Below are 18,685 nucleotides of genomic sequence, written 5' to 3' on the forward strand. Positions count from 1 at the left end.
TAACCGGTAAAATTTTCAGATAATTGAAAGCTTGACGCTCGCGGATGACCTCCGGAGAATCCAGCGTTCATTCTGAACAGGACACCTTATGGAAGCGCTGCTGGAACACTTTGTTACCCAATCCGCCATGTATTCGCTGGCGGCGATTATGCTGGTGGCGTTTTTTGAGTCGCTGGCGTTATTCGGGCTGATTTTACCCGGCACGGTAATGATGGCGGCGCTCGGCGCGCTGATCGGCAGCGGCGAAGTGAACTTCTGGCATGCGTGGCTGGCGGGGATTGTTGGCTGCCTGCTCGGCGACTGGATCTCCTTCTGGTTGGGCTGGCGTTTTAAGGGGCCGCTGCACCGCTGGTCGTTTATGAAAAAGAACAAAGCGCTGCTCGATAAAACCGAACACGCGCTGCATCAGCACAGCGTATTTACCATTCTGGTTGGGCGTTTTGTCGGGCCGACGCGCCCGCTGATCCCGATGGTTGCCGGCATGCTGGATCTGCCCATCCGCAAGTTTTTGCCGCCGAATATTGTTGGCTGCCTGCTATGGCCGCCGTTCTACTTCCTGCCCGGTATTCTGGCCGGTGCGGCAATTGATATTCCCGCCGATATGCAAAGCGGCAACTTCAAATGGCTGTTGTTGCTGACCGCGCTGCTGCTGTGGCTGGCCTGCTGGTTGTGCTGGCGGTTATGGCGCGCGGGGAAATCCGGTGTTGACCGTTTGACAAACTACCTGCCACGTCGCCGCCTGTTATGGCTGGCACCGGGCACGCTGGTGGTTGCTGTCGCTGCGGCGATCGCGCTGGCGCAGCACCCGCTGATGCCGATTTACCTCAACATTTTAGGCGACGTTGTTCGCGGTCACTGACCGCGAATCCCCAGCAAACCAGACGCGGATGATTTGCCGCTGAGCAACGCGTCCGTGTTGCCATCCCACGCAATGCGCCCGTCAGCAATCACCAGCGAACGTTCGGCAATCCGCGCTGCATCCTCCACACTGTGCGACACCATCAGCAGCGTTAACCGCTGTCGCTGACATACTGACTGTACCAGCGCGAGCATCTCCTGGCGCAGCGCCGGGTCGAGTGCGGAAAAGGGTTCATCAAGCAATAACACCGGCTGCTCACGCACCAGGCAGCGCGCCAGCGCCACGCGCTGACGCTGACCACCGGAAAGCTGCTCCGGCAGGCGTGCCAGCAGTGATTCCAGCCCCATGGTTTCGGCGATCTGCTCCAGTTTATGCTGCTGGTCGCTATTTAGCTTCAGACCCGGGTTTAACCCCAGTCCGATATTTTGCCGCACAGTAAGATGAGTAAAGAGGTTATTTTCCTGAAACAGCATCGATACCGGGCGCTGCGAGGGCGTGGTATGCGTGTGATCTTCGCCAGCGATGGTTATCGTGCCGCTGGCGGGAGTAAGAAACCCGGCTACCAGGTTCAGCAGCGTGCTTTTTCCCGCGCCGCTTGGGCCGAGAACGGCAATCTGCTCGCCCCGGGTAACAGAGAGGGAAAAGCGCATTGGCAGATGGTGATAAAGCCAGGTGACATCAGTCAGTCTTAACATGGCGGCCCGGAAGTTTTTCAATCACGGTGAATAAGAAAAAGCACAGCAGCAGCAGGATGAGTGCGGTCACTGCGCCGTCCTGGCTGCGGTACGACCCAATCTGCTGATAGAGATAAAATGGCAGCGTGCGAAAGTCGTCATTACCAAATAACGCCACCACGCCGAAATCGCCAATCGACAGCACGCAGGCAAATGCCAGCGCCTGGGCCAGCGGGCGTTTCAGCGCGCGTAATTCGACCACGCGCAGACGCTGAAAACCCTGCATTCCCAGCGACTGGCACAGCATGCTGTAGCGGGAAGTCACATCGCGCATCGGGTTTTCCAGCACTTTCAGCGCATAAGGAATGGCCATCAGCGCATTGGTAAAAATGACGATGCCATCGGCGGAAGCGGGCAGGCCAACGCTGTTATTGAGCAGCAGAAAAAAGCCCGTCGCCAGCACGATCCCAGGCATCGCGAGGATCAACATACCGCTGATTTCCAGCGCTTGCCCGGCCATAATTTGCTGGCGCGCGCGTAACTCCCGGCTGCTCCACAACAGCATCATGGTCAACACGACGCACAACAGCCCCGCGCCCAGCGCGATGCGCAGCGACGTCCACACCGCTTGCCACAGGACTGGCTCCGCCAGCACTTTCATCAGGCTCAGATTGAGGCCATCGACAATCACTGCCAGCAGCGGCGGCAGCAGTAATAACAGAGCCAGCACAATCAATGTGATATCCGCGACCTTGCTGAACAGCCGATCCTCCGGGTTACGCCAGCCAGTAATCTGATGGCTGCCCACGGCGATCGCTTTGCTCATCCGCTGGCTGAGCAGCACCAGCCCGAGGCAGCAGATCATCTGGATCAGCGCCAGCATGGCTGCGCGGGCGGGATCAAAATCGAAGCTGAGCGCCTGGTAGATGGCCAGTTCAATGGTGGTGGCCTGAGGCCCGCCGCCCAGCGACAGCACGGTGGCGAAACTGGCGAAGCAGAGCATAAAAATCAGCGCGGCGACCGGCGGGATCTGGCGGCGTAACCACGGCCACTCGACAAAACGGAAGAATGCCCAGCCGCGCATACCCAGTTGTGCGGCAAGCTGGCGCTGCTCGCCGGGGATCTGCTCCAGCGTTTGCAGCAGCAGGCGCGAGGCCATCGGCAAATTAAAAAAGACGTGTGCCAGCAAAATGCCCTGTAAGCCATATGGCGAGAATGCCCACTCCAGACCAAGCGCGTGCCAGAGCGTTGCCAGCCAGCCCTGGCGGCCATACACACTGAGAATGCCGAACACGGCGACCAGCACCGGCAGGATCAGGGTCATGGCGCACAGGCGCAGTAAGGCGAGACGGCCAGGAAAACGCCGCCGGTAGAGCGCGCGGGCAAGAAATATCGCCGGTACGACCGAGAGCAGCGCGGAGAGAAACGCTTGCCAGAAGGAGAAGCGCACCACATGCCACAGGTAGCTGTCCTGGAAAAAATCAGCCAGCCCACTGGACGGGGCGTTTTGCCACAGGGCAAGAAAGGCTGCCAGCGCCACCGCCACCATCAATGTGGCAGCGGTGAGGCCGGGCAGCAGCCAGCCAGCAATCAGCGGCTGACGGCGCGTTGCCATGCATTAATCCAGGTTGCACGCTGGGTCGCGACCTCCTGCGAAGAGTATTCCAGCGAGGTTTGCGGTTTCACCAGTTGGTCGAAGCCCGCAGGCAGCGTCACATTGGTGACCGGGTACATCCAGTTACCGCCCGGGATAGTGTTCTGGAACGCGGGCGAAACCATAAACTTGAGGAATTTTTCCGCCAGTTCCGGCTGTTTACTGGCAGCGGTGCGGGCGGCAACTTCTACCTGCAAATAGTGGCCTTCGCTGAAATTCGCCGCCGCGTAGTTATCTTTCTTCTCGGCAATAATGTGGTAAGCCGGAGAAGTGGTATAGCTCAGCACCAGGTCGCTTTCCCCTTTCAGGAACAGGCCGTAGGCTTCGCTCCAGCCTTTGGTGACGGTGACCGTTTTGGCCGCCAGTTTCTGCCACGCTTGCGGGGCGTTGTCGCCATAGACTTTCTGCATCCACAGTAGCAGGCCGAGGCCTGGCGTGCTGGTGCGCGGATCTTCGTAGATAACGCGCCATTTCTGATCGCTTTCGACCAGCTCTTTCAGGCTTTTGGGCGGGTTTTTCAGTTTGTTTTTATCGTAGACAAACGCGAACCAGCCGTAGTCGAACGGTACAAACGTGTCGTTCTTCCAGCCGCCAGGCACGTTAACCGCATCGGTGGCGACGCCGCTTTTGGCGAACAGTTTGGTTTGTGTCGCGGCGTCCAGCAGGTTGTTATCCAGCCCCAGCACCACGTCGGCTTTGCTGTTTTTGCCTTCCATGCGCAGGCGGTTAAGCAGCGAAACGCCATCTTCGAGTGCCACGAATTTCAGCTCGCAGTTGCAGTCGCTTTCAAAGGCTTTTTTTACCGCAGGCCCTGGCCCCCAGTCGGCAGAGAAGGAGTCGTAGGTGTAAACGGTCAGAACGGGTTTTGCAAAAACAGGCGCTGCGATAAGCAGCAGGAACGGCAGTGATTTTTTTAACACTTTGCACCTCAAAATGGGTGGCAAAGGATTTTGAGAGGCAGCCTCAAATCCCTTCGCCGGCGTTATCCGGATCAGGTTCGACGGGTATTTTCTCAGCACACGCGCATGGCGCAGCACCCCGTTGAGAACGCCGCTATTGTAATGATTTGGTAAAAAATGCGAAAGCCTTATGGATCCGGTGGCGCAAACCAGGCGGATTTAAAGTCGAACCAGCCCAGCGTGTTCATGCGCAGCCCGCGCATGGTGCGCTGTCCCTGAATCCTCAGCCAGTGGTGGATTAGCGGTACGATGGCTTTACTGGCGAGCAACTGTTGCGACCAGACGGCAAGATTCATCTCCCCGTTGCGCCATTTTGCCGCATCTGCCTGCCAGTCGAGCGGAATACAGTGCTGTAGCAGCGGTACTTCGTAGAGGTTGGCGAACACCGAGAAATCCAGCGGCAGCGTGAAATTGGCGCTGTTAAGCCAGATATCGCTCCCGGCTTCGCCCCGATGCCACTCCTCGTAATCCACTTCCTGCACAATCAGCTTCACGCCGTGTTCGGCCAGCAGCGTGCTCATGGTACGTGACAGCGCTTCGTGCTCGTTATGTTCGCGATAGAACGTGAGCGTCAGGGTTTCCAGACCCGCCGGTTTTTCACCACTACCGGGGCGGGCATGGTGCCAGCGCGGCAGCAGACCGTAAGCCGGGAACCAGTAGCGTTGGTACTGCTCATTGGCGTGCCACAGCAGATTAGTGGGGGAGAGCACATGGCTGACCCACTCCCTAACCGCCGGGTTCGCGCCACGACTGGATCGCGCATCAAACAACAGGTAATAACAGCCCTCTTCGAGGCGGCTTTCCACCGCTTTTTCGCCGTCGGTTGGCCCCTCAAGCGTCAGGCCGCTGGTCGGTTCATCGCTCAGATCCGGCAACACCCAGACGTTGACTTCATCGATCAGGGCGCGAAAGCCGAAGTAGTCATCAAAGGCGTGGATTTTTAACTGATTAGTGGTATTGCGCGTCACGGCGTAAGGGCCAGTACCAATCGGCTGGCTGGCGAAGTTGCTTATCGTGTTCCATTCACGCGGCAAAATCATTGCCGGCACATGCCCCATCAACCACGGCAGCCAGTTATCCGGCTGGCTGAGATGGATATCCAGTGTCCAGGGCGTCGGCGAGATCACTTCGCGGATATGTGAGTAGAGCGGCAGGGCCGTGGCGCGCTCCAGCGATGCAATCACATCACTCATTTCCAGTTCGCGGCCGTGATGAAAATGAATGCCGGGGCGTAAATAAAATCGCCAGTGCAACGGGGAAATCAGCTTCCAGTGGTGGGCGATATCCGCTTCCAGTTCCCCGTTTTCCTCATTTATGCGCGTCAGCGCACTGAAGATTTGCCGTGCTATATGGGTTTCGGAACGACGTAATGCACTACCTGGCAGCAGGTTACGCAGTGGCCGGTAGTAAAGGACCCGCAGGATATGTCGCCCCTGGCGAAAGCTCCGGCCGAGATGCGAAACCAGCATCTGGCGCACGGCCTTTTTATCGCCGACGAGTTGCACCAGTTGATCGATGCGATCCTGCTCCAGTAGGTCTTCGGCGCGCTGTTGCTGGAGCGCAAGGCCGGTATAAAGGAAGGTGAGCCGCGAACGTTTGCCACGGCCGGCTTCAGCATCCCAGGTCAGCCAGCCGCGCTCCTGCATGGTATTGAGCAGGGTGCGCATATGGCGGCGCGAACAGCTAAGCAGCTCCGCCAGCTCGTTGAGCGTCGTTTCTTGTGACTTCCCATCGCAGCATTGCCACAGACGGATAAACTGTTGTTGCAGGCGGCCGGACGACATAAAAGGGGAACTCCTGATAAAAACTCAGCAATTTATTAATCCCTATATTAAGCCAATACTTCTCTGCGATGAAAGCGAGGAGGTCATATGCTGAGATCATCCATACGACGGTTTTATCTGGACTATTTTCACGCCACGCAGGATGCGGGCTGGCTCGCCCGCCTGAGCGCACGGCAGCGCCTGAAAATGCTGGAAGAGCTGATGCAGTGGGAAGTGACAACGCCGGTCTCGAAAGACTGAATCGCCGAAATCATGTGTGACTGAGTATTAAGTGCGAATGCACCCGCCAGCAAAATGTTTTTTGCTGGCTTTTTTCGTTTATGCTGACAGCCGCTTTTTACGCTTTCCCTTTTTGCCGTGCTAACAAGGAAATATTCATGCTCTGGTTAATGACGATGGGACGCCGCCTTAATGGCGTTTACGTCGCTTTTATGATCGTCGCCTTTATGATGGGAGTTGCCGGAGCGCTACAGGCACCGACGCTCAGCTTGTTCCTGAGCCGGGAAGTGGGCGCTGAGCCGTTCTGGGTTGGGCTGTTTTATACCGTCAACGCCATAGCCGGGATTGTGGTCAGCCTTGGGCTGGCAAAACGATCCGACAACCAGGGCGACAGGCGCAAACTGATCCTCTTTTGTTGCCTGATGGCGGTGGGCAATGCGCTGTTATTCGCCTTTAACCGCCACTATCTGACGCTTATCACCTGCGGTGTGCTGCTGGCCTCGCTGGCAAATACCGCCATGCCGCAGCTTTTCGCGCTGGCGCGTGAGTATGCGGACAGTTCTGCACGTGAAGTGGTGATGTTCAGTTCTGTCATGCGCGCACAACTCTCGCTGGCGTGGGTGATTGGCCCGCCGCTGGCGTTTATGCTGGCGCTTAATTACGGCTTTACCGCCATGTTTTCCATCGCCGCCGGGATTTTCGTTATCAGCCTGGTGCTGGTGGCGTTCTGGCTGCCTTCGGTGGCGCGTGTTGAACAGCCCGCCGACGTGGCGGTGACGCAGGTCAGCGGCTGGAGCGATAAAAATGTACGCATGCTGTTTATTGCCTCCACGCTGATGTGGACCTGCAACACCATGTACATCATTGATATGCCGCTGTGGATTAGCCTGGAATTAGGGCTACCCGACAAACTGGCCGGGATTTTAATGGGTACGGCGGCAGGGCTGGAGATCCCAGCGATGATCCTGGCGGGCTTTTTTGTCAAACGCATCGGTAAACGGCGCATGATGCTCACCGCGGTTGCGGCGGGTGTGCTGTTCTACATTGGCCTGATTTTTTTCCACAGCCAGACGGCGTTACTTTCCCTGCAACTGTTTAATGCGGTGTTTATCGGGATTATCGCCGGGATTGGCATGTTGTGGTTTCAGGATCTGATGCCTGGGCGGGCAGGTTCGGCGACCACGCTGTTTACCAACAGTATTTCGACCGGCGTGATCCTGGCCGGGGTGATCCAGGGCGCGCTGGCGCAAAGCTTTGGTCACGGCGCGGTTTATATCGGCATTGCGGTGATTTCAGTGCTGACGCTGTGGCTGACCAGCCGCGTTAAAGACGTATAAACGAAAAAAGGCCCGGAAACCGGGCCTGTTGTTGGCTAGCGCATAAAAGCGGGCTGTTTGTTTTCGTAAGCGGCGATGGCATCGTCGTGCTGTAACGTCAGACCGATGCTGTCCAGACCGTTCAGCATGCAGTGGCGGCGGAAGGCGTCAATCGAGAAGCTGTACGACTTTCCGCCCGCATTCACCACTTGCGCTTGCAGATCCACCTCAAAGCTAATGCCCGGGTTGTTCTGCACCAGCGTAAAGAGCTCATCCACTTCTTGATCGCTCAACGTTACCGGCAGCAGCTGGTTGTTAAAGCTGTTGCCGTAAAAGATGTCGGCGAAACTTGGCGCAATCACCACTTTGAAACCGTAATCGGTCAACGCCCATGGCGCGTGTTCACGTGACGAACCGCAGCCAAAGTTTTCCCGCGCCAGCAAAATCGATGCGCCTTTGTATTGCGGGAAATTCAGCACGAACTCCGGGTTCGGTTGTTGGCCTTTGTCATCCAGAAAACGCCAGTCGTTAAACAGATGGGCACCAAAACCGGTGCGCGTAACCTTCTGCAAAAACTGCTTTGGGATAATGGCGTCGGTATCCACATTCGCGGCATCCAGCGGAACGACCAGGCCGGTATGTTGGGTAAATTTCTCTGCCATGGTTGTTCTCCTTACAAGCTGCGAATATCAGCGAAATGGCCGGTCACGGCGGCGGCGGCGGCCATCGCCGGGCTAACCAGATGCGTGCGTCCGCCGCGGCCCTGGCGACCTTCAAAGTTACGGTTACTGGTCGATGCGCAACGTTCACCCGGATTCAGGCGATCGTTATTCATGGCCAGGCACATGGAGCAGCCCGGCAAGCGCCATTCAAAACCGGCTTCAATAAAGATTTTGTCCAGACCTTCGGCTTCCGCCTGTGCTTTCACCGGACCGGAGCCAGGCACAACCAGCGCCTGTACGCCCGGCGCGACTTTGCGCCCTTTGGCGATTTCCGCCGCTGCGCGCAGATCTTCAATGCGCGAGTTGGTGCAGGAGCCGATAAAGACTTTATCGATAGCCACTTCCGTTAACGGCACACCAGGTTTCAGCCCCATGTAGGCCAGCGCTTTTTCTGCGGAAGCGCGCTCAACCGGATCGGCGAACGAGGCCGGATCGGGAATGATATCGGTCACTGAAATAACCTGACCCGGGTTGGTGCCCCAGGTTACCTGCGGGGCGATCTCTTCGGCCTGCAACGTAACTACGGTGTCGAAAACCGCACCTTCGTCGGTATGCAGGGTTTTCCAGTAGGCCACCGCATCATCGAAGTCTTTGCCCTTCGGCGCATGCAAACGACCTTTCACGTAGTTAAAGGTGGTTTCATCCGGGGCGACCAGGCCGGCTTTTGCGCCCATCTCAATCGCCATATTGCACAGCGTCATACGGCCTTCCATGCTCAGCGCACGGATAGCGTCACCGCAGAACTCAACCACGTGCCCGGTGCCGCCGGCGCTGCCGGTTTTACCAATGATCGCCAGCACGATATCTTTCGCGGTGATCCCCGGTGCGGCCGTGCCTTTGACTTCAATTTTCATGGTTTTGGCGCGACCCTGCTTCAGGGTTTGCGTCGCCAGAACGTGTTCCACTTCCGATGTACCGATACCGAAAGCCAGCGCGCCAAATGCGCCGTGGGTGGCAGTGTGGGAATCGCCACAAACGATGGTCATGCCCGGCAGGGTGATGCCCTGTTCCGGCCCCATTACGTGGACGATGCCCTGATACGGGTGGTTCAGGTCATACAGCTCAACGCCGAATTCGTTGCAGTTTTTGATTAACTCCTGCATCTGAATGCGCGCCATCTCGCCGGAAGCGTTGATGTCTTTAGTTTGTGTCGAGACGTTGTGATCCATCGTCGCGAAGGTTTTACCCGGCTGGCGCACCGGACGGTGGTGCGCACGCAGCCCATCGAACGCCTGCGGTGATGTCACTTCATGCACCAGATGGCGGTCGATATACAACAGTGGGGTTTCGTTTGGCGCTTCATAGACCACATGGGCGTCAAATAACTTTTCGTACAAACTCTTAGCCATGATTACACCCCTTCAGCGACATAACGAGCGATGATGTCGCCCATCTCATCGGTACTGACAGCGGCGGCGCCACGGGCTAAGTCGCCGGTGCGCACACCTTCTTCTAATGCACGATTGATAGCGCCTTCGATGGCGTCAGCCGCGTCGCCTGCATTCAGGCTGTAACGCAGCAGCAGCGCCAGCGACAGGATCTGCGCAATCGGGTTGGCGATATTTTTCCCGGCGATATCCGGCGCGGAGCCGCCTGCCGGTTCATACAGACCAAAACCTTGTTCGTTCAGGCTGGCGGAAGGCAGCATGCCCATCGAACCGGTGATCATGGCGCATTCGTCGGAAAGAATGTCGCCGAACAGGTTGGAACACAGCAGCACGTCAAACTGGGACGGATCTTTAATCAACTGCATGGTGGCGTTGTCGATATACATATGCGCCAGTTCAACGTCGGGGTATTCGCCCGCGATTTCGTTGACGATTTCGCGCCACAGCAGCGAGGTTTGCAGCACGTTGGCTTTATCAATCGAGTGGACTTTTTTGCGGCGTTTGCGCGCTGATTCAAACGCGATACGCGCAATGCGCTCGATTTCAAAACGGTGATAGATCTCGGTATCAAATGCTTTTTCATGCTGGCCGCTACCTTCGCGGCCTTTCGGTTGACCGAAGTAGATGCCGCCGGTCAGTTCGCGCACGCACAGAATGTCGAAACCGTTGGCGGCGATGTCTTCGCGCAGCGGACAGAATGCTTCCAGCCCCTGATACAGTTTTGCCGGGCGCAAATTACTGAACAGTTTGAAGTGTTTACGCAGCGGCAGCAACGCGCCGCGTTCCGGCTGCTGCGCCGGAGGCAGATTTTCCCATTTCGGACCGCCGACAGAGCCGAACAGAATCGCATCGGCTTGTTCGCAGCCTTCAACCGTGGCCTGCGGCAGCGGGTTACCGTGACGATCGATGGCAATGCCGCCGACATCATAATGGCTGGTGGAAATACGCATACCAAAACGGTTACGTACGGCTTCCAGAACTTTCAGCGCTTGTGCCATTACTTCTGGACCGATACCGTCACCCGGCAACACAGCAATATGGTAATTCTTCGACATCACACGGTTTCCTTGTTGTTTTCTTTGTTCTGAGCCTGGCGTTGCAACTCTTTTTCGACTTCGGCGGCGCGCCAGATGTTGTTCAGCACGTGTACCATGGCTTTGGCGGAGGATTCCACAATATCGGTCGCCAGACCGACGCCGTGGAAGCGGCGACCGTTGTAGTTCACCACGATATCAACCTGACCCAACGCGTCTTTGCCCTGGCCTTTGGCGCTCAAATCGTATTTCACCAGTTCGATGTCATAGGCCGTCACGCGGTTAATGGCCTGGTAGACCGCATCGACCGGGCCGTTGCCGTTGGCGGCTTCGGCTTTGATCTCTTCGCCACACGCCAGCTTCACAGACGCGGTGGCGATATCGTTGGAGCCGGACTGCACGCTGAAGTAGTCCAGGCGGAAGTGTTCTGGCTCTTCCTGCTGTTTATTAATGAATGCCAGCGCTTCCAGATCGTAATCAAAGACCTGGCCTTTTTTATCCGCCAGCTTCAGGAAAGCGTCGTACAGATTATCCAGGTTGTAGTCGGCTTCTTTGTAGCCCATCTCTTCCATACGGTGTTTCACCGCAGCGCGCCCGGAACGGGAGGTCAGGTTCAACTGAACCTGATTCAGACCGATGGATTCCGGGGTCATGATTTCGTAGTTTTCGCGGTTTTTCAGCACGCCGTCCTGGTGAATACCGGAGGAGTGGGCAAATGCGCCGGTGCCAACAATGGCTTTATTCGCCGGAATCGGCATATTGCAAATCTGGCTGACGGTCTGGCTGGTGCGCCAGATTTCATGGTGATTGATTTGGGTGTGCACGTTCATGATGTCTTTGCGCACTTTGATTGCCATGATCACCTCTTCCAGTGAGCAGTTACCGGCGCGTTCGCCGATACCGTTCATTGCGCCTTCTACCTGGCGTGCGCCGGCGTGTACTGCGGCGATGGCGTTGCCCACGGCCAAGCCTAAGTCGTCATGGGTGTGAACAGAGATAATGGCTTTATCGATATTTGGTACGCGTTCGTACAGACCGGAGATGATATTGGCGAACTCGAACGGCATGGTGTAACCCACGGTGTCCGGGATGTTGATGGTTTTCGCACCGGCATTGATGGCGGCTTCAACGACGCGCGCCAGATCGCCAATTGGGGTGCGACCTGCATCTTCACACGAGAATTCCACGTCGTCGGTATAGTTGCGAGCGCGTTTAACCATGTAAATGGCGCGTTCAATCACTTCATCCAGCGTGCTGCGCAGCTTGGTTGCGATATGCATTGGCGAGGTGGCAATGAATGTGTGGATACGGAACGCTTCGGCAACTTTTAACGACTCTGCTGCAACATCAATATCTTTTTCGACGCAGCGGGCGAGGGCGCAAACGCGGCTGTTTTTTATCTGGCGCGCAATGGTTTGTACGGATTCAAAATCGCCCGGGGAAGAGACCGGAAAACCCACTTCCATCACATCAACGCCCATACGCTCCAGCGCCAGGGCGATTTGCAGCTTCTCTTTCACGCTCAGGCTCGCCTGTAACGCCTGTTCACCATCACGTAATGTGGTATCGAAAATAACGACTTGCTGGCTCATGGTTTAGGTCCTTGTCTCTTAGGTCGCCTCGCTACGAGCATAAAAAAACCCGCGCCAAGGCGCGGGTTCTTAGTCTTAACTGGAAGGACGATTCAACTCAGAATGTCGCCCACCGGTCTACCGCGCACGAGAGATGCGTTTAGTAGTAGTAGACCAGCGAAACCGACGTTGCGAATCATGAATCATGCTCCAGGTGAATGCGATATGCTTTTAGTGGTACTGGATACGTAAGTTAATGTCAACCCCTCGTCTGAAAAGCGTAGCTTAAGAGCGCCGATTATTTTGTTGCGCTTTAGTTAATAATTCTGCCTATACGATGGAAATACGTTTTTCATGCTTACGCATTACCGGTTGTATCTGGCGTTACGTAGTATTTAAAGTCTTCCGTAAAAGCGAAGTGAATAATCGAGTGATGTGTAAAGGAAAACAGCGATAGAGATATATTTTTATTGTGATTACAGAATGTTTGGTAAGGTAAAAATATATGAAGAACTCCCTTAATTTAAGATGAAAAAGTTAATTTTCATTCGCCTGGAAAATAAAACAGGAGCTTTATATATTCCTAATTTGTCACACCGTACTTCTAATAATGTTATATGCGTGATAAATCATCTTCCTGAATATTATTATTACGCAGGTCGAGGGAGCTCATGATGACGACGGATTGCAAAATACCTGGTGAAGATGTTTATAATCAGCATGTTAATGAAGAGGGGAAACCGCAGTTACGTTCTGTCGATCTCAATTTACTGACTGTTTTTGATGCAGTAATGCAGGAACAAAATATCACCCGCGCGGCACATGTTCTGGGAATGTCGCAACCCGCAGTAAGTAATGCTGTTGCGCGGCTTAAGGTCATGTTTAATGACGAACTTTTTGTTCGCTATGGGCGTGGGATCCAGCCAACGGCGCGCTCGTATCAACTTTTTGGTTCTATCCGCCAGGCGCTGCAATTGGTGCAAAATGAACTGCCCGGTTCCGGATTCGATCCGCTTAGTAGTGAACGTGTATTTAATTTGTGTGTTTGTAGCCCGCTGGATAATCTTTTAACGTCAGCGATTTACAATCGCGTAGAGAAAATTGCCCCCGGTATTAATTTAGTATTTAAATCCGATCTTAATCACAGCACCGAGCACCAGCTGCGTTATCAGGAAATTGAGTTTGTGATTGGCTACGAAGAGTTTCGCCGGCCTGAATTTTCATGTATCCCACTATTTAATGATGAAATGGTACTGGTCGTCAGCCATCAGCATCCCCGCCTCAATGCGCTCACCACAGAAAACGCCATCTTCAGAGAACAGCATGCGGTGGTTTCGCTGGACCGGTACGCGTCATTTAGCCAGCCATGGTATGACAGCGTAGATAAATGCAGTTGTATTGCTTATCAGGGGATGGCGCTGACCAGCGTATTAAGCGTGGTTTCGCAAACTCATCTGGTGGCGATTGCACCGCGCTGGTTAGTGAAGACATTTGCTGAAGGGCTGGATTTAGCGATGCTGCCGCTCCCGTTAGATCTGAAGAGCCGCACGTGTTACCTCTCCTGGCATGAAGCCGCAGGCAGAGATAAGGGCCATCAATGGATGGAAGAGCTTCTGGTGTCGGTGTGTAGCCATTAGCCAGTGGGCAGAATCATCCAGCGGTGAAAGCGTTTGGTTATTCTGCTCTGTTTTTTTCTGGCAGTATTTTGTCCTGATTTACGTCTGTCGCAATGACAGACGATGTTGCAAAAATGGATCAATTACTGGACAACTTCGTATTCGGATGATGAATGGTCATCGTCTTTGCTTATCACAGATGTTTCCACCAATTCTGCGTTTCTGACGTCGTTTTTTCACTTTTGTACAGGCTTCACCGCAAGGGCTTGCTAATTGCCTGCCAGATTTTGAGCGGTTATGGTAACTGCCATTCATAATCAGAGTGCAGGGATTTCCTGTTCTGAACAGAGCGACAGCGCGGAAATGATTTTCGCCGTCAGTCGACAAACGTAAGCCTGGAGGCAAAGCATGGAGATGTTGTCTGGAGCCGAGATGGTCGTTCGATCGCTTATCGATCAAGGCGTAAAGAAAGTATTCGGCTATCCCGGAGGCGCGGTTCTTGATATCTACGATGCCCTGCATACCGTCGGCGGTATTGAACACGTGCTGGTTCGCCACGAACAGGCGGCGGTACATATGGCTGATGGTCTGGCGCGGGCGACAGGTGAAGTGGGCGTGGTCCTGGTAACTTCCGGCCCCGGCGCGACCAACGCCATTACCGGCATCGCTACGGCATATATGGATTCTATTCCGCTAGTGGTGCTCTCCGGTCAGGTTGCAACGTCGCTGATTGGCTATGATGCTTTCCAGGAGTGCGACATGGTGGGGATCTCCCGCCCGGTGGTAAAACACAGTTTTTTAGTCAAACAAACGGAAGATATTCCCGGTGTATTAAAGAAAGCTTTCTGGCTTGCCTCCAGTGGTCGCCCTGGACCGGTAGTGGTGGATTTGCCGAAAGACATTATGAACCCGGCCAATAAGCTGCCTTACGTCTGGCCGGAATCCGTCAGCATGCGTTCCTATAACCCGACAACGCAGGGACATAAAGGCCAGATTAAGCGCGCCTTACAAACGCTGGCGGCGGCGAAAAAGCCGGTAGTCTATGTTGGCGGTGGCGCGATCAATTCAGCCTGTGAAGTACAACTACGCCAGCTTGCTGAAAAACTGAATTTACCGGTTGTCTCTTCATTGATGGGGCTGGGGGCATTTCCTGCTTCCCACCGACAGGCGCTCGGCATGCTGGGCATGCACGGGACTTACGAAGCCAATATGACGATGCACCATTCGGATGTCATCTTTGCCGTTGGCGTGCGTTTTGACGATCGCACCACCAACAATCTGGCGAAATATTGCCCGGATGCGACGGTGCTGCATATTGATATCGATCCTACGTCCATTTCCAAAACCGTGCAGGCAGATATTCCGATTGTTGGTGATGCGCGGCTGGTGCTGGAACAGATGCTGGAATTGCTGGATCAGGAAGCGTATCCGCAGCCGTTAGATGAGATTCGCGACTGGTGGCTGCGCATCGATCAATGGCGCGCCCGCCAGTGTCTGAAATACGATACCCAAAGTGAGAGCATTAAACCGCAGGCGGTGATTGAAGCGGCCTGGCGCCTGACGAAAGGCGAGGCTTACGTGACATCAGATGTCGGCCAACACCAGATGTTCGCCGCGCTTTACTACCGCTTTGATAAGCCGCGCCGCTGGATCAACTCAGGCGGGCTGGGGACGATGGGATTCGGTTTGCCTGCGGCGCTCGGCGTGAAGATGGCGTTGCCGGATGAGACGGTGATTTGCGTGACCGGCGATGGCAGTATCCAGATGAACATTCAGGAGCTTTCTACCGCTTTACAGTATGAATTGCCGGTGCTGGTGCTCAATCTTAACAACCGTTACCTGGGCATGGTGAAGCAGTGGCAGGACATGATTTATTCTGGCCGCCATTCGCAATCGTATATGGAATCACTACCTGATTTCGCCCGCCTGGCGGAAGCCTATGGCCATGTTGGGATCCGCATTACGCGCCCGGATGAGCTGGAAGCGAAACTCGCTGAAGCACTGGAACAGGTGAAGAATAATCGCCTGGTGTTTGTTGATGTTACCGTTGACGGTAGTGAACACGTTTATCCGATGCAGATCCGCGGTGGCGGTATGGATGAGATGTGGTTAAGCAAAACGGAGAGAACCTGATTATGCGCCGGATATTGTCTGTATTACTGGAAAATGAATCGGGCGCGTTATCGCGCGTGATTGGTTTGTTCTCTCAGCGGGGTTACAACATTGAAAGCCTGACTGTTGCGCCAACCGATGATCCGACGTTATCAAGAATGACGATCCAGACCGTTGGCGATCAGAAAGTGCTCGAACAGATCGAAAAGCAACTGCACAAACTGGTTGATGTTCTGCGCGTCAACGAATTGGGGCAGGGGGCGTACGTTGAGCGCGAGATCATGCTGGTGAAAATTCAGGCCAGCGGCTACGGGCGCGAAGAGGTGAAACGCAACGCGGAAATTTTCCGTGGGCAGATCATTGACGTTACCCCTTCTATTTATACGGTTCAGCTTGCCGGAACCAGCGACAAACTGGATGCGTTTCTGGCGACGATCCGCGATGTCGCAAAAATCGTTGAAGTCGCGCGGTCTGGCGTGGTGGGGTTGTCGCGCGGCGACAAAATCATGCGTTGATCGTGATCGTTCTCTCCATTTATCTGCCCGGCCTCTTACGCCGGGCTTTTTTTTGCGAAATCATACGGAACCCGATACGAAAGCGGTTGCCGCAGTGAGTATTCTGCGCTTAGATGTTATGGAAATTAGCCTATATCCCTAAAAAGGTTATGGAGTGCACTATTTTAAGGGGCAATTGTGAAACTGGATGAAATCGCCCGGCTAGCCGGCGTCTCACGAACCACGGCCAGCTACGTCATTAATGGTAAGGCGAAGCAGTATCGTGTCAGCGACAAAACCGTCGAGAAAGTGATGGCGGTTGTTCGTGAGCATAACTACCACCCGAACGCGGTGGCGGCTGGGCTGCGAGCAGGACGAACTCGCTCGATTGGGTTGGTTATCCCCGATCTTGAAAACACGAGCTACACGCGTATTGCCAACTATCTGGAGCGCCAGGCGCGTCAGCGCGGCTATCAGCTTTTGATTGCCTGCTCTGAAGATCAGCCTGACAACGAAATGCGTTGTATTGAACATTTGCTGCAACGGCAAGTGGACGCGATCATTGTATCCACTTCTCTGCCGCCGGAGCATCCGTTCTATCAACGGTGGGCGAATGACTCCTTCCCGATCGTCGCACTCGATCGTGCGCTGGATCGTGAACACTTCACCAGTGTCGTCGGTGCCGATCAGGATGATTCGGAAATGTTGGCGGAAGAGCTGCGTAAATTCCCGGCGGAGCGTGTGCTTTACCTTGGCGCTTTACCGGAGTTATCGGTGAGCTTCCTGCGTGAGCAGGGCTTTCGCACCGCGTGGAAAGACGATCCGCGCGAGGTTCAGTATCTCTACGCCAACAGTTATGAGCGGGAAGCCGCTGCGCAGCTGTTTGAGAAATGGCTGGAAACCAACCCGATGCCGCAAGCGATGTTTATCACCTCGTTTGCCTTATTGCAGGGGGTGCTGGATGTGACGTTGCGTCGCGACGGCAAGCTGCCATCTGATTTGGCGATTGCCACCTTCGGCGATCATGAATTGCTGGATTTCCTGCAATGCCCGGTGCTCGCGGTGGCGCAGCGTCATCGCGATGTGGCCGAACGCGTGCTGGAGATCGTGCTGGCAAGCCTTGATGAGCCACGCAAACCGAAAGCGGGGCTTAGCCGCATTCGCCGTAATCTTTACCGTCGCGGCATACTTAGCCGGGTATAGTTTCGGGTGAAAGGCAGCGACAGCTGCCTTTTTACTATTCATCTCTTACCTTTAATCAAATTATTGTTAAGACTCTCCTAAGATAAATCCTTAATTTCCCAATGGCTGCTGTTAATTTATTTTGCCCATTTCTTAAAAAACATTTTTAAAGGGTAATTGAGAAGTAACTTATCCCGGTTTTTGTATTGAATTGTTACATCTAAAAAAGGCCACATGCATTGAATTAACGTTCATTTATCGCGTTAAGGTTTTATCAGTGTGGAAGTGCCGCCGCGCTGTGCGCGCGTTGATGTAACTGGTGCTGTTAACTCTCTTCAATATGTCTTAAAATGCCGCCCGCGTCGCAAACTGACACTTTATATTTCGCGCGCAGAAATTGAATGGTTTTAAACGCGCGTGCGCATATTCTGTTTTTTTTCTTGCAAATATTCATGACGTTAATTTGCCTCGTAAGCTGAGCACTATTTCACCGACGCAGATATTCGCTGCGAATAAGGGATCTTTTGTTCTGGTTAGCCATTGCGCTGGCTTGACAAGCTTTTCCTCCGCTCCGTAAACTCCCTCAGTGGGGATTTGTGGGATAAAGTGGTGTAAAAGGGTCACCTGGGGGTGAATCGGAAATGTTCCGTGGAGCGACGTTAGTCAATCTCGACAGCAAAGGGCGGTTATCCGTTCCCACCCGATATCGGGATTTGCTGCAGGAGAATGCCTCCGGTCAAATGGTTTGCACCATTGACATCCGTCACTCATGCCTGCTGCTTTACCCTTTGCCCGAATGGGAAATTATCGAGCAAAAACTGTCGCGTCTGTCGAGCATGAACCCGCTCGAACGGCGCGTACAACGTTTGTTGCTGGGGCATGCCAGCGAGTGCCAGATGGATAGCGCCGGGCGCATTTTGATTGCGCCTGTTTTACGGCAACACGCCGGATTAACGAAAGAAGTGATGCTGGTCGGGCAGTTCAATAAATTTGAGCTGTGGGACGAAACGACCTGGTATCAACAGGTCAAGGAAGATATCGACGCTGAGCAATCGGGTTCCGAAGCGCTTTCGGATCGGTTGCAGGATTTGTCTCTGTAAT

16 protein-coding genes and 1 riboswitch are annotated in these 18,685 nt (G+C 54.5%); of the genes, 8 read left to right on the top strand and 8 right to left on the bottom strand.

Annotation, left to right across the window (positions count from 1 at the left end; genetic code table 11):
* Positions 1-88: 88 nt before the first annotated feature.
* A complete protein-coding gene (locus AAIG26_RS20230) occupies positions 89-859 on the top strand; it encodes a DedA family protein (protein ID WP_343181344.1) in 771 nt (256 codons plus the stop codon).
* On the opposite strand, the gene thiQ is transcribed toward AAIG26_RS20230, so the two are convergent.
* The 4 genes from thiQ to sgrR form a co-directional block, all read right to left on the bottom strand.
* The gene (gene thiQ, locus AAIG26_RS20235) at positions 853-1,554 is read right to left on the bottom strand and encodes a thiamine ABC transporter ATP-binding protein ThiQ (protein WP_020456526.1); all 702 of its coding nucleotides are present in this window, start codon (positions 1,552-1,554) and stop codon (positions 853-855) included. The two genes, AAIG26_RS20230 and thiQ, sit on opposite strands and share 7 nt — an antisense overlap.
* A complete protein-coding gene (gene thiP / locus AAIG26_RS20240) occupies positions 1,538-3,148 on the bottom strand; it encodes a thiamine/thiamine pyrophosphate ABC transporter permease ThiP (protein ID WP_343181345.1) in 1,611 nt (536 codons plus the stop codon). The genes thiQ and thiP overlap by 17 nt, the downstream gene beginning before the upstream one ends.
* Positions 3,124-4,107, bottom strand: a complete 984-nt coding sequence (thiB, locus tag AAIG26_RS20245) for a thiamine ABC transporter substrate binding subunit (RefSeq protein WP_343181346.1) — start codon at positions 4,105-4,107, stop codon at positions 3,124-3,126. The genes thiP and thiB overlap by 25 nt, the downstream gene beginning before the upstream one ends.
* A gap of 30 nt (positions 4,108-4,137) precedes the next feature.
* Positions 4,138-4,238: riboswitch (TPP riboswitch) on the bottom strand.
* A gap of 36 nt (positions 4,239-4,274) precedes the next feature.
* Positions 4,275-5,930: an HTH-type transcriptional regulator SgrR gene (gene sgrR / locus AAIG26_RS20250; protein ID WP_020456529.1), complete on the bottom strand. Its 1,656-nt coding sequence runs from the start codon at positions 5,928-5,930 to the stop codon at positions 4,275-4,277.
* An 87-nt stretch (positions 5,931-6,017) separates the two neighbouring features.
* Between sgrR and sgrT the strand changes: the two genes are divergently transcribed.
* Positions 6,018-6,170: a glucose uptake inhibitor SgrT gene (gene sgrT, locus AAIG26_RS20255; protein WP_020456530.1), complete on the top strand. Its 153-nt coding sequence runs from the start codon at positions 6,018-6,020 to the stop codon at positions 6,168-6,170.
* Between the two features lie 137 nt (positions 6,171-6,307).
* Positions 6,308-7,486, top strand: coding sequence for a sugar efflux transporter (locus tag AAIG26_RS20260; RefSeq protein ID WP_020456531.1), 1,179 nt, complete (start codon positions 6,308-6,310; stop codon positions 7,484-7,486).
* Positions 7,487-7,521: 35 nt separating this feature from the next.
* On the opposite strand, the gene leuD is transcribed toward AAIG26_RS20260, so the two are convergent.
* The 4 genes from leuD to leuA are packed head-to-tail and all read right to left on the bottom strand — an operon-like array spanning position 7,522 to position 12,201.
* The gene (gene leuD, locus AAIG26_RS20265) at positions 7,522-8,127 is read right to left on the bottom strand and encodes a 3-isopropylmalate dehydratase small subunit (protein WP_020456532.1); all 606 of its coding nucleotides are present in this window, start codon (positions 8,125-8,127) and stop codon (positions 7,522-7,524) included.
* A gap of 11 nt (positions 8,128-8,138) precedes the next feature.
* Positions 8,139-9,536, bottom strand: coding sequence for a 3-isopropylmalate dehydratase large subunit (leuC, locus tag AAIG26_RS20270; protein ID WP_020456533.1), 1,398 nt, complete (start codon positions 9,534-9,536; stop codon positions 8,139-8,141).
* A gap of 2 nt (positions 9,537-9,538) precedes the next feature.
* Positions 9,539-10,630, bottom strand: a complete 1,092-nt coding sequence (gene leuB / locus AAIG26_RS20275) for a 3-isopropylmalate dehydrogenase (protein WP_020456534.1) — start codon at positions 10,628-10,630, stop codon at positions 9,539-9,541.
* The gene (gene leuA, locus AAIG26_RS20280) at positions 10,630-12,201 is read right to left on the bottom strand and encodes a 2-isopropylmalate synthase (RefSeq protein WP_343181347.1); all 1,572 of its coding nucleotides are present in this window, start codon (positions 12,199-12,201) and stop codon (positions 10,630-10,632) included. The genes leuB and leuA overlap by 1 nt, the downstream gene beginning before the upstream one ends.
* 653 nt (positions 12,202-12,854) lie before the next feature.
* On the opposite strand from leuA, the gene leuO reads away from it, so the two are divergent.
* The 5 genes from leuO to mraZ all read left to right on the top strand — a co-directional run bounded on the left by leuO (position 12,855) and on the right by mraZ (position 18,684).
* On the top strand, positions 12,855-13,817 hold the full coding sequence (gene leuO / locus AAIG26_RS20285) for a transcriptional regulator LeuO (protein WP_020456536.1): 963 nt from the start codon (positions 12,855-12,857) through the stop codon (positions 13,815-13,817).
* A 387-nt stretch (positions 13,818-14,204) separates the two neighbouring features.
* On the top strand, positions 14,205-15,929 hold the full coding sequence (gene ilvI / locus AAIG26_RS20290; RefSeq protein ID WP_343181348.1) for an acetolactate synthase 3 large subunit: 1,725 nt from the start codon (positions 14,205-14,207) through the stop codon (positions 15,927-15,929).
* 2 nt (positions 15,930-15,931) lie between these two features.
* Positions 15,932-16,423, top strand: a complete 492-nt coding sequence (ilvN, locus tag AAIG26_RS20295) for an acetolactate synthase small subunit (protein WP_007373137.1) — start codon at positions 15,932-15,934, stop codon at positions 16,421-16,423.
* A 177-nt stretch (positions 16,424-16,600) separates the two neighbouring features.
* Positions 16,601-17,605 (top strand): catabolite repressor/activator, encoded by a 1,005-nt coding sequence (gene cra / locus AAIG26_RS20300; RefSeq protein ID WP_017457918.1) that lies wholly within the window; start codon positions 16,601-16,603, stop codon positions 17,603-17,605.
* A gap of 620 nt (positions 17,606-18,225) precedes the next feature.
* On the top strand, positions 18,226-18,684 hold the full coding sequence (gene mraZ / locus AAIG26_RS20305) for a division/cell wall cluster transcriptional repressor MraZ (RefSeq protein ID WP_017457919.1): 459 nt from the start codon (positions 18,226-18,228) through the stop codon (positions 18,682-18,684).
* Position 18,685: the final 1 nt, after the last annotated feature.

Source organism: Kosakonia sp. PSU_27, from assembly GCF_039409795.1.
Taxonomy (GTDB): domain Bacteria; phylum Pseudomonadota; class Gammaproteobacteria; order Enterobacterales; family Enterobacteriaceae; genus Kosakonia.

Coding starts and splice junctions, on each gene's coding strand:
- AAIG26_RS20230 (WP_343181344.1), top strand. CDS start 89: ATGGAAGCGCTGCTGGAACACTTTGTTACCCAATCCGCCATGTATTCG.
- thiQ (WP_020456526.1), bottom strand. CDS start 1,554: ATGTTAAGACTGACTGATGTCACCTGGCTTTATCACCATCTGCCAATG.
- thiP (WP_343181345.1), bottom strand. CDS start 3,148: ATGGCAACGCGCCGTCAGCCGCTGATTGCTGGCTGGCTGCTGCCCGGC.
- sgrR (WP_020456529.1), bottom strand. CDS start 5,930: ATGTCGTCCGGCCGCCTGCAACAACAGTTTATCCGTCTGTGGCAATGC.
- sgrT (WP_020456530.1), top strand. CDS start 6,018: ATGCTGAGATCATCCATACGACGGTTTTATCTGGACTATTTTCACGCC.
- AAIG26_RS20260 (WP_020456531.1), top strand. CDS start 6,308: ATGCTCTGGTTAATGACGATGGGACGCCGCCTTAATGGCGTTTACGTC.
- leuD (WP_020456532.1), bottom strand. CDS start 8,127: ATGGCAGAGAAATTTACCCAACATACCGGCCTGGTCGTTCCGCTGGAT.
- leuC (WP_020456533.1), bottom strand. CDS start 9,536: ATGGCTAAGAGTTTGTACGAAAAGTTATTTGACGCCCATGTGGTCTAT.
- leuB (WP_020456534.1), bottom strand. CDS start 10,630: ATGTCGAAGAATTACCATATTGCTGTGTTGCCGGGTGACGGTATCGGT.
- leuA (WP_343181347.1), bottom strand. CDS start 12,201: ATGAGCCAGCAAGTCGTTATTTTCGATACCACATTACGTGATGGTGAA.
- leuO (WP_020456536.1), top strand. CDS start 12,855: ATGACGACGGATTGCAAAATACCTGGTGAAGATGTTTATAATCAGCAT.
- ilvI (WP_343181348.1), top strand. CDS start 14,205: ATGGAGATGTTGTCTGGAGCCGAGATGGTCGTTCGATCGCTTATCGAT.
- ilvN (WP_007373137.1), top strand. CDS start 15,932: ATGCGCCGGATATTGTCTGTATTACTGGAAAATGAATCGGGCGCGTTA.
- mraZ (WP_017457919.1), top strand. CDS start 18,226: ATGTTCCGTGGAGCGACGTTAGTCAATCTCGACAGCAAAGGGCGGTTA.